At 47.4% G+C, this 10,700-nt stretch carries 7 protein-coding genes and 1 pseudogene; 5 read left to right on the top strand and 3 right to left on the bottom strand.

What is annotated here, in order from left to right:
* The first annotated feature begins 168 nt into the window (after nt 1–168).
* Nucleotides 169–3,162 (top strand): aminomethyl-transferring glycine dehydrogenase, encoded by a 2,994-nt coding sequence (gcvP, locus tag QUB51_RS29475; protein ID WP_333264022.1) that lies wholly within the window; start codon nt 169–171, stop codon nt 3,160–3,162.
* A gap of 562 nt (nt 3,163–3,724) precedes the next feature.
* Here the strand turns inward: gcvP and QUB51_RS29470 are convergent.
* Nucleotides 3,725–4,120 carry a helix-turn-helix domain-containing protein gene (locus QUB51_RS29470; RefSeq protein ID WP_333212269.1) on the bottom strand — a complete coding sequence of 132 codons (396 nt, stop codon included), beginning with the start codon at nt 4,118–4,120 and terminating at the stop codon, nt 3,725–3,727.
* 177 nt (nt 4,121–4,297) lie between these two features.
* Here QUB51_RS29470 and acsF point away from each other — a divergent pair, with 177 nt between their 5' ends.
* From acsF to hcp, 4 genes are all read left to right on the top strand, one after another.
* Nucleotides 4,298–5,374, top strand: coding sequence for a magnesium-protoporphyrin IX monomethyl ester (oxidative) cyclase (acsF, locus tag QUB51_RS29465; protein ID WP_333264025.1), 1,077 nt, complete (start codon nt 4,298–4,300; stop codon nt 5,372–5,374).
* A gap of 11 nt (nt 5,375–5,385) precedes the next feature.
* On the top strand, nt 5,386–6,132 hold the full coding sequence (locus tag QUB51_RS29460; protein WP_333058516.1) for a heme oxygenase (biliverdin-producing): 747 nt from the start codon (nt 5,386–5,388) through the stop codon (nt 6,130–6,132).
* Nucleotides 6,133–6,218: 86 nt separating this feature from the next.
* A complete protein-coding gene (gene hemN / locus QUB51_RS29455; protein ID WP_333058518.1) occupies nt 6,219–7,616 on the top strand; it encodes an oxygen-independent coproporphyrinogen III oxidase in 1,398 nt (465 codons plus the stop codon).
* 111 nt (nt 7,617–7,727) lie between these two features.
* A complete protein-coding gene (hcp, locus tag QUB51_RS29450) occupies nt 7,728–9,395 on the top strand; it encodes a hydroxylamine reductase (RefSeq protein WP_333264028.1) in 1,668 nt (555 codons plus the stop codon).
* A 357-nt stretch (nt 9,396–9,752) separates the two neighbouring features.
* Here hcp and QUB51_RS29445 read toward each other — a convergent pair whose 3' ends face one another.
* A complete protein-coding gene (locus QUB51_RS29445; protein ID WP_333264031.1) occupies nt 9,753–10,574 on the bottom strand; it encodes an MBL fold metallo-hydrolase in 822 nt (273 codons plus the stop codon).
* Between the two features lie 15 nt (nt 10,575–10,589).
* Nucleotides 10,590–10,700 (bottom strand): annotated as a pseudogene (locus QUB51_RS29440) (transposase); the annotation flags it as partial.

Raw genomic sequence — 10,700 nt, 5'->3', positions numbered from 1 at the left:
GAGACAGGGGTTTCAACCCCTGTCGGACTGTCGGACTGTCGGACTGTCGGACTGTCGGACTGTCGGACTGTCGGACTCTCGGACTTTGATACACGCAAAAAATCTTCCTGGTTTTCTTAGCAAAATGTTACAAACAAAGAAGCAAAAGTCTATTCAGGAGAATCCGCCTTGGTACTCTACAGCCCTCAACTTGAACCCAGTCAGCAGCAAAACCTTTCCTCCATCAATGGTTTTGCGGGCCGGCACATTGGCCCGACACCCAACGAAATCCAGCAAATGCTCAATGTTTTGGGCATTTCCAGCCTCGATGAGTTGATTGACAAAACGGTTCCAGCGGCGATTCGCATTTCTCAACCCTTACAACTTCCCGCAGCGCAAAGCGAGTACAGCGCTTTGGCAGAATTGAAAGAAATTGCTGCAAAAAATCAGGTATTTCGATCGTACATCGGCACTGGATATCACGACTGCATCACTCCCCCCGTCATTCAGCGGAATATCCTAGAAAATCCCGGCTGGTATACAGCTTACACTCCCTACCAAGCCGAAATTGCTCAAGGGCGATTGGAAGCTTTACTGAACTTCCAAACCATGATAATTGACCTCACGGGTTTGGAAATTGCCAACGCTTCTTTGCTGGATGAAGGGACAGCGGCGGCGGAAGCGATGGCGGTTAGTTACGGCGCCAGCAAAAATAAGGCAAAAGCGTTTTTTGTTTCCCAAGATTGCCACCCTCAAACTGTGGAAGTGGTGCAAACTCGCGCTAAGCCGCTGGGAATTGAGGTAATTGTCGGCGACCATCAAAGCTTTGAGTTCGATCGTACAATCTTCGGCGCTCTCCTGCAATACCCCGCCACAGACGGCGCAATTTACGACTATACCGATTTTATTCGATCGGCACACGAAGTCGGCGCATTAGTCACAGTAGCCGCCGACATATTGAGCCTTTGCTTGCTCACACCCCCCGGCGAATTCGGCGCGGATATAGCCGTAGGAAGCACTCAGCGCTTCGGAGTGCCGATGGGATTCGGAGGGCCCCACGCCGCCTATTTCGCCACGCGAGAAGAGTTTAAACGGCAAGTTCCGGGGAGAATAGTTGGCGTTTCTAAAGATGCCAACGGCAAATCTGCTTTGCGTCTGGCCTTGCAAACTCGCGAACAGCACATCCGCCGCGAAAAAGCAACCAGCAATATTTGTACTGCTCAAGTTTTGCTAGCAGTGATGGCGAGTATGTATGCTGTTTATCACGGCCCGTCTGGACTGAAAGACATTGCTGAGAAAGTACGGACTTTAACAGCACTTTTGGCATCCGGTTTAAGAAGTTTCGGATACACAATTGGTTCTCAACCTTTCTTCGATACTCTGCGAGTAGAATTGGGAGACAAACCGCTGTCAGAACTTCTAGAAGCTGCTAAAGTACGCAAAATTAATCTCCGAGTTTTCGATGATTCGACAGTGGGAATCACTTTAGATGAAACTGTCAGCGTTGAAGATGTGCAAGAGTTGTGGGAAATTTTTGCACAGGATAAAGATTATATCAGGGCAGACGGGCAGAATGCTCTCAACATTCCGCTGGATGCCGACGCATTGAATTCCTATTTGACCTTACCAGATTTTTGCGATCGCACCAGCAGCTATCTCGCCCATCCAGTTTTCAACAGTTACCATTCAGAAACTGAACTTTTGCGCTATTTGCACCGTTTAGAAGCCAAGGATTTATCGTTAAATACATCGATGATTCCCTTGGGTTCTTGCACCATGAAATTGAATGCAACAGCAGAGATGATGCCGGTGACTTGGGCAGAATTTGGCAAGATACATCCCTTTGCACCCCGCGATCAAACTCGCGGCTATCAAATGATGTTCGTGCAACTAGAACAGTGGCTGGCAGAAATCACCGGTTTTGCGGGAATTTCTTTGCAGCCAAACGCCGGTTCTCAGGGCGAATACGCGGGCTTGTTAGTTATTCGCCAATACCACGAACACCGAGGCGAATCTCACCGAAATATCTGTTTGATTCCCCAGTCAGCCCACGGTACAAATCCGGCTAGCGCGGTGATGGCGGGGATGAAAGTAGTTGCTGTCGAGTGTGATTCCCAGGGCAATATTGATGTCGCCGATTTACATAAAAAAGCAGACAAGCACAAAAAAGAACTGGCGGCTTTGATGGTAACATATCCATCAACTCACGGCGTTTTTGAGGAAGAAATTAAAGAGATTTGCGAGATTGTCCACAACTGCGGCGGACAAGTTTATATGGACGGCGCAAATATGAATGCTCAAGTTGGTTTGTGCCGCCCCGGTGATTTTGGTGCTGATGTTTGTCACTTGAATTTGCACAAAACTTTCTGTATTCCCCACGGCGGCGGCGGGCCGGGAATGGGACCGATTGGGGTAATGTCTCATTTGGTGCCTTTCTTACCTTCTACTGATGAAGAATCAAAATCTTACCCCCCCCAACCCCCCCTTGCTAAGGGGGGGAGCAACATACAGCCCCCCCTTCCTAAAGGCGAAATATCCCAATCAGTTGGTGCTGTTTCCGCAGCGCCTTGGGGAAGTGCTAGCATTTTGACTATTTCTTGGATGTACATTCGGATGATGGGAGGAGTGGGTTTAACTGAGGCGACAAAAGTAGCAATTCTTAATGCTAATTACATGGCAAAACGGTTAGAATCTTATTATCCGGTTTTGTACAAAGGGAAAGCTGGTTTGGTGGCGCATGAGTGTATTCTAGATTTGCGATCGCTCAAAAAATCTGCGACTATTGAAGTAGAAGATATCGCTAAACGGTTGATGGATTACGGCTATCACGCGCCGACGGTTTCTTGGCCGGTTGCTGGTACGGTAATGGTGGAACCGACGGAAAGCGAATCGAAGCAGGAATTAGACCGTTTTTGCGAGGCGATGATTGCGATTCGAGGCGAAATTGCGGAGATTGAAAACGGTAATGTTGACGCACAAAATAACGTCTTGAAAAATGCGCCGCACACCGCAGAATCTCTGATGGTTGATGAGTGGAATCGTCCTTATACTCGCGCGCAAGCTGCTTATCCGGCACCTTGGACTCGCGAATATAAGTTTTGGCCTGCGGTGGGCCGGATAGATAATGCGTTTGGCGATCGTAATTTTGTCTGTTCTTGTTTACCAATGGAGGCATACACTTAAGAGTGTAATCAATGTAAATCTCGTTTATATCTGAGTCTAGATACCCCTAAATCCCCCTTAAAAAGGGGAGTAGGGGTTGACTTTGAGAACGCTTCCGGTCCCCCCTTGTAGGGGCGGTGCGACCCCTACTCCCCGTGCCCGCCCTCTTGGCTAGGGGGATATCCGGGTTTGATAGATGCCGAAATCCACCTCACAAAAAGCCTCAAGAAACCGGGTTTCTGCGATAATTTATGTATCATCACCCAGATTCAGGAAGAAACCCGGTTTCTACATCCCCACCAACAGCCTCCAAACTCCATAAGCACCGCGCAAAATCTAAGAAACCGGGTTTCTACGAGTATCTAAACATCCTCACGCCCGATTTAGGAAGAAACCCGGTTTCTGAGCACCATGCTACATCCAAGAAACCGGGTTTTTACTTGATCTGTCGGTGGGAACGAAATATTGTCGTAAAAAACCCGGTTTCTGAGCTTACGCACTTTGACTAAAGAAACCGGGTTTTTACTGAATCTGTCGGTGGGAACGAAATATTGTCGTAAAAAACCCGGTTTCTGAGTCAATCTCAAGGAGTAAGCTGTTGTGCATTTAAATCGTCCTTAGCATCCGAGTGTGTTAGGGGACAAATGCAACTCTCCTGTCCCAGCCACTGCGATCCTACTTGATGCAGGGCTGCCATCACCGGTTGAATTTGGCGACCCTTGGGCGTGAGGGAATATTCTACACGGGGCGGAATCTCGGCATACACACGCCGATCGACTAACCCTTGAGATTCCAACTCTCGTAGGCGTTGGGTGAGGGTTTTGGTGCTGATGCCAGGAAGTGCTGTGAGTAATTCGTGGGGACGGCGATCGCCTCCAAACAGTTCGCGTAGAACCAAAATTGACCATTTATTGTCCAACAAATCCAGCACAAATTGAATCGGACATTTAACCTCTACGCACTGACTCGCTTCCACCATAAACTCCCTTCACTATAATTTCCATATTTCTTTAGAAATGGCTCAAGCGTCCTATTGGCTTCAATGCTTTACCTAAAGTAACTATAGGATACCACTGGTAACTGACTTGTGGGCGATCGCGGATTAAGGCAATGTGGTGCACAGTCATCAATTCCGAACAATCCACTCTCCACTCCTATGGTCAGTTCAATTAGTAAATCGGAGTCTGCTGGTCTCCCATCCAGCATTAAAGCACCTGTTCAAGAAACCCTGTTAACACCACGCTTTTACACCACCAATTTTGATGTCGTTGCCGAAATGGATCTGTCCGGGCAACAAGCGGAATTAGAAGCAGTTGTAGCAGAATTGCGCGCGGACTATAACCGCCACCATTTTGTCCGCAATCAAGAGTTTGAGCAATGCTGGGACAAGATTGATGGCGAAACGCGAAAGGCATTTATTGACTTTCTAGAGCGCTCCTGTACCTCAGAATTTTCGGGTTTTCTGTTGTTCAAAGAACTCTCCCGCAAACTTAAGAATCGCCAACCGTTGTTATCGGAAGCCTTTAGCTTACTGGCACGGGATGAAGCGCGTCACGCCGGTTTCTTGAATAAGGCGATGGCAGATTTTGGGTTGTCTCTCGATCTGGGCTATTTAACAAAAAATCGTACCTACACATTCTTCCCTCCAGAATGGGTAATTTATACTGTTTATCTGTCGGAAAAAATTGGCTACTGGCGCTATATTTTGGTGTATCGCCATCTAGAACAACATCCAGAACATCAAATTTATCCCCTGTTTCGCTACTTCGAGAATTGGTGCCAAGACGAAAATCGGCATGGGGATTTCTTTAAGGCTTTGTTGCGATCGCAGCCTAAGCTTTGGAATAACTGGAAAGCAAGACTCTGGGCGCGCTTTTTCCTACTGACGGTGTTTGCCACCCACACAATGACGGTGTTGGAACGCTCCACATTTTATGACTCGATCGGCATCGACCCCGATGAATATAACAAGCAGGTGATTCATCACACCAATGAAACAGCAAAACGGGCGTTTCCCAGTATTTTAGATACCCACCATCCAGAATTCTTTCCTCGTTTGGATCGATGTGCGATCGCCAATCAGAAGCTAGCAGAAATCTCAACTAATCAGCGCCCTGCCGCCATCCAATTTTGCCAAAAATTACCCTGGATTGCTGCGATCGCGTGGCAGTTGTTGCGCCTTTATTTACTGCCCTCGATTAATGCTGAATCGTCCAGAACCGCTATTAATTAGGAGATATTGCCATGACTAATCTATCGACACGCCTCCGAGAAGGCACGATAAAATCCCACACCACAGCCGAAAATACTGCATTTATGAAATGCTTTATCAAAGGCATTGTGGAACGGGAACCTTTGCGTAAACTATTTGCCGATTTGTACTTTGTTTACAGCGCCTTAGAAACGGCTTTGCAGAGCCATGTCAACCACCCGATTATCGGAACCCTCTATTTCCCTGAGTTAAATCGCACTGAGAATCTGGCTTGCGATCTAGCTTTTTATTACGGTGAAAATTGGCGGGAGGAAATTACGGCTTCTCCTGCGGGTTGTGTGTATCGCGATCGCATTCAAACCCTCTCAAAAACCGATCCAGTCCTGCTGATTGCCCATGCCTACACCCGCTACATGGGTGATTTATCCGGCGGACAAAGCTTGAAAAACGTGATTCGATCGGCGTTGTCTCTGCCGCCGGATCAAGGAACAAATTTCTATGAATTTTCCCAAATCTCGACACCAGAAGCAAGGCGAGTATTTAAGGAACGCTATCGCCAAACCTTTGATGAGTTTCCGGTGGATGCTGACACGATCGAGCGAATTGTCGCCGAAGCAAATGCGGCATTTACCCTTAACCAGGATGTAATGCACGAACTCGAAGCCGATGTGAAAGCGGCGATTGGAGATCATACCTTTGATTTGCTGACTCGGCAAGATCGCCCCGGTAGCACAGAAGGCCGCAGCCCTCATGCCAAGCGAGAATCTGTCGCGAAATAACTCGCCCAAGGAAAACAAGATCGATCGTATCTCTAAAATATGCCGGGGTTCTGAATTTACACAACAACAGAAGGATACATTAGTTAATGAAACAGTTATCACAAACGGTTGAATTTGATGCTGCATTGTTGAATAAATACAACCAGCCTTTACCTCGCTATACCAGCTATCCACCCGCCACAGAATTAAGCACTGACTTCGATCGCAAAGCATTTAAAACCGCGATCGCCATCGGCAATCACAAACAAACCCCCTTATCGCTTTACTGCCACATCCCCTTTTGTGAAACGCCCTGTTATTTCTGCGGCTGCAATACCATCATTACCCAGCGCAAGGAGGTGGTAGAACCCTATTTAGGCTATCTCGATCGCCAAATTCGCCAAGTTGCCAGTTTGGTGGATGCCGATCGGCTGGTGCATCAGTTGCACTGGGGCGGCGGCACGCCCAACTATCTCGATCGCACTCAGGTAGAGTTTCTCTGGAACCAGTTAAATCGATATTTTCGGTTCGATGACGCAGCAGAAATATCGATCGAAGTCAACCCTAGCTATATCGATCGCGAATATATTCTATTTTTGCGACAATTAGGCTTCAATCGGATTAGTTTTGGCATTCAAGACTTTAATCCCACCGTGCAGCAAGCGATCAATCGGGTGCAGCCGGAAGCGATGTTGTTTGATGTGATGGATTGGATGCGGGAAGCTGGGTTTGAAAGTGTAAATGTAGATTTGATTTACGGCTTACCTTTCCAGACACAAGCCACATTCCAGGAAACTGTACAGAAGACCTTGCTATTAAATCCTGATCGCATTGCCGTCTTTAATTTTGCCTATGTTCCCTGGCTCAAACCGGTTCAGAAACGAATGCCGGAATCTGCTTTGCCCACTGCGGGGGAAAAGCTGAAAATTCTGCAAAGTACGATCGACCAACTGACGCAAAGTGGCTATGTGTTTATTGGTATGGATCACTTTGCCAAGCCTAATGATGAACTGGCGATCGCGCAACAAGCTGGGCAACTACATCGGAATTTTCAGGGTTATACCACTAAGCCAGAATCGGATCTGTTGGGCTTTGGCATGACTTCCATCAGTATGTTGCAGGATGTGTATACCCAAAACCACAAGGGATTGAAAGATTTTTATCTGGCGATCGATGGGGGTGAATTGCCTATCGAAAAAGGTGTTAGACTTAATCATGACGATCTGATTCGGCGCACAGTAATCATGGAATTGATGTGTCAATTCCAACTGTCGGTGCAGGATTTGGAAGAAAAATACCATCTCGGATTCGATCTAGATTTTAATGACTATTTTGCTCAGGTTTTGCCACAACTTGATGCCTTAGAAGCCGATGGGTTAATCAAACGTTGGGGCGATGGCATTGAAGTAACTGCGATCGGGCGCTTGCTAATTCGCAATATTGCATCGGTGTTTGATAGCTATCTCATCCCCCACTCAAGCAAACGGTTTTCCAAGTCCCTATGAATCAGCGTCAGATTTGTTAACTCAGATTAGTTAACATAGTCAGGGACGGATAAATACTTTCATAACCGAGTTTTTGCGTAAATTCTAACCAATTCAACAAGGAAAAAATCAATGTTCTGTGAACAATGCGAACAAACAGCAAGCGGACAAGGATGCCATCAGTTTGGTGCTTGTGGGAAAAGTCCCCAGGTGAATGCTATCCAAGATTTGCTGATTTATTATCTGCGCGGGTTGGCTCCGATTGCCCTGAAAGCAAAGGAGTTAGGCATTGATACTCATGCAGTGGATGTCTTCACCTGCGAAACGATCTTTGCCACGATGACGAATGTCAACTTTTCCGAAAAGCGGTTTGTTGAGTATCTCCAAGAAGCGATCGCCCATCGCGCCAACCTCAAGGCTCAAGTGCAGCAAGCAACAGACACTCCACCTACCTGGGCTGCAATTTCCGACTTTGAACCCAACTTTGAGGATAGCCTGGTTGAGCAGGGTGAGCTGATTTCGTCTCAGTTCCTCAGTCAGTCTGGCTTGAATGTGGATATTTTCTCACTCAAACTCACAGTGCTATATGGGGTTAAGGGTCTTGCCTCCTACACCTTCCACGCCTACGAAGTGGGCCAGGAAGACGAGCGGGTGTATCGTTTCATTTATGAGGCACTTGTCGCCCTCGATAACCAGACTTTGAGCTTGCAGGATTGGGTGAATCTTGCTCTTGAGGTGGGAGCCATCAATCTGCGCTCTATGGAACTATTGGATGCCGGACATACCGGTACCTATGGGCACCCAATTCCCACGCCTGTTCCCCTCAATCCACGGCAAGGGAAGGCGATTCTGGTTTCAGGACATGACATCAAACAACTCGAAGGCTTACTCAAGCAAACAGCAGACACGGGAATTACTGTTTACACCCACGGCGAACTTCTACCAGCCCACGGCTATCCCAAACTAAAACAGCAGTATCCCCATCTCTACGGTCACTACGGCACTGCTTGGCAGAACCAAACCAAGGATTTTGGCAAGTTCCCCGGTGCGATCGTGATTACGACCAACTGCTTAATGCCAACCCATTCCTATTATGAAGATAAACTCTTTAGCGTTGGCCCCGTCGGCTATCCGGGTCTGATTAACTTGAGTGCGATCGACAATGACACACCCGATTTTACTCCCGTTATTGAGAAAGCACTGGCACTTCCCGGCTTTACTGAAGATGCACCCCCCAGGGAAGTCACAGTTGGTTTTGCCCACAATACAGTCCTAGGGGTGGCAGATAAAATCATTGAGGCTGTGAAACAGCGTAAAATCCGCCATTTCTTCCTGGTGGGGGGCTGTGATGGAGCCAAACCCGATCGCAACTACTACACCGAGTTCGTAGAAAAAGTGCCTGATGATTGTGTCGTGCTCACCCTAGCTTGCGGTAAGTTTCGCTTCTTCGATCGACAAATGGGCGACATTGACGGACTACCCCGCCTGATGGATGTTGGTCAGTGCAACGATGCCTACTCAGCGATTCAGATTGCTGTAGCCCTAGCCAATGCCTTTGAGGTAGGTGTCAACGATATACCCCTTTCCATGATTCTGTCGTGGTATGAACAAAAGGCAGTAGCCGTCTTGCTAACTCTCTTGCATTTGGGGATTAAAAACATTCGTTTAGGGCCGACATTACCGGCGTTTATTTCTCCCAATGTATTCAAGCTTCTGTCGGAGAAATATAACTTGCAGGCCATTACCACCCCTGATGCCGATCTAGCAGCTTGCTTGAGCCCATTAGCAGTCATTCGCTAAGGAATGAGAATTAAATAACTTAGAATGCGTGATGGTTCTTGTGGGATGGGCGTCCCGCCCGTCCAGAAATGGCGGGCTATAAGCCCAACCCCTACTCCCCACTTTCAAGAGTGTAAATTATTTAATTCGCGATCCTAAGTCTATTCAGAGGGATTCATCTGCGTTAATCTGTGTTTATCTGCGGTGAAAAAAAGAGAATGTATTAACCGCCCCGGACAAGGGATTGACGCAGATTCACGCGCTTGTCGAGAATAGAGATAGGATGGAGATTCATATTCTCAAAGATGGCAGTCGGATTTTCACAGGCTACCGGAGTCAAATGAATCTCGCTGAGTCGGAGTTATGAACCCGATCGCACTAAGCATCGAGCATCCAAGCAATACACTTTTGCATTTGATTGCTCATTGTTTGTCGATCGGCATTATACCTGCGGCCGTGTCCCGGCAACACCCATTCAAACGAGTAATTAGCCAACTTCTGCATAGATTTGATTTGTTCTGGCCAAGAATACCAACAGACATCGTGAAAGCCAACTAGCTCCTGCAAACTTTCCGACCAAGCAAGATGATCGCCGGTGAACAAAAACTTGTTATTGTAAAGCAAAACTGTGTGACCTTTCGTGTGACCGGGCACCGATATAATCAACAAATCATCTGCTAGTTGATACGGTTCTGTGGGCGACAATTGCATTTCTACACGGCAAGTATCAGCGTTAATTTCGTCATAATGAATGATGCGATCGCACCCAAAATGCTCGCGGTATTGTTGATGATCTGCGACATCATCGCGGTGAGTCAAGTACATATAGCGAATGCCACCCATTGCTTCTATGTTTTTGACTAGCGGCGGCACAAAACGGGGAGAATCAACTAAAATGTTTCCTTCAGGGCGGACAATTAAATAGCTGGCTGCAGCGTAGGATTTCTCTGAGTGGTAGCCGCAGTGATAGACATTTTCTGCTACGAGTGCGGGTAACAGTTGCTGAGCTTGTTTGATGCTTTTGGGTTTTTCTACAGTGCCGATCGAACTTGTGGGACAAGACAAAAGAGCCGCGAGCGATCGCATTTCTTCAGTTTCATTAGTTGGCTGGCGGTAAACCGCAGACTGTTCTCCCGCTTGAGTAAATACTTCAGGTGCCATCCACCGACAAGTATCGCAGTCAATGCAGGTACTGTCCACTTGACACTCCCCTGGCTAAAGCCGAGGGGATTCTTGATTCGCAGAATCGACTTGCCGATGCAGAATTACTTCAACATCGGTAGCGGTCAACTCTCCACAAGCGTTCGGATCTAAGATCCAAGTTCC

It is taken from the genome of Microcoleus sp. AT8-A3, from assembly GCF_036705675.1.
GTDB lineage: Bacteria > Cyanobacteriota > Cyanobacteriia > Cyanobacteriales > Microcoleaceae > Microcoleus.
This window is presented reverse-complemented; position numbering and strand designations above follow the sequence as displayed.

What these genes read in the sequence shown, in the direction of transcription:
- QUB51_RS29470 (WP_333212269.1), bottom strand. Translation starts at nt 4,120, where the DNA reads ATGGTGGAAGCGAGTCAGTGCGTAGAGGTTAAATGTCCGATTCAATTT.
- hemN (WP_333058518.1), top strand. Translation starts at nt 6,219, where the DNA reads ATGAAACAGTTATCACAAACGGTTGAATTTGATGCTGCATTGTTGAAT.
- hcp (WP_333264028.1), top strand. Translation starts at nt 7,728, where the DNA reads ATGTTCTGTGAACAATGCGAACAAACAGCAAGCGGACAAGGATGCCAT.
- acsF (WP_333264025.1), top strand. Translation starts at nt 4,298, where the DNA reads ATGGTCAGTTCAATTAGTAAATCGGAGTCTGCTGGTCTCCCATCCAGC.
- QUB51_RS29460 (WP_333058516.1), top strand. Translation starts at nt 5,386, where the DNA reads ATGACTAATCTATCGACACGCCTCCGAGAAGGCACGATAAAATCCCAC.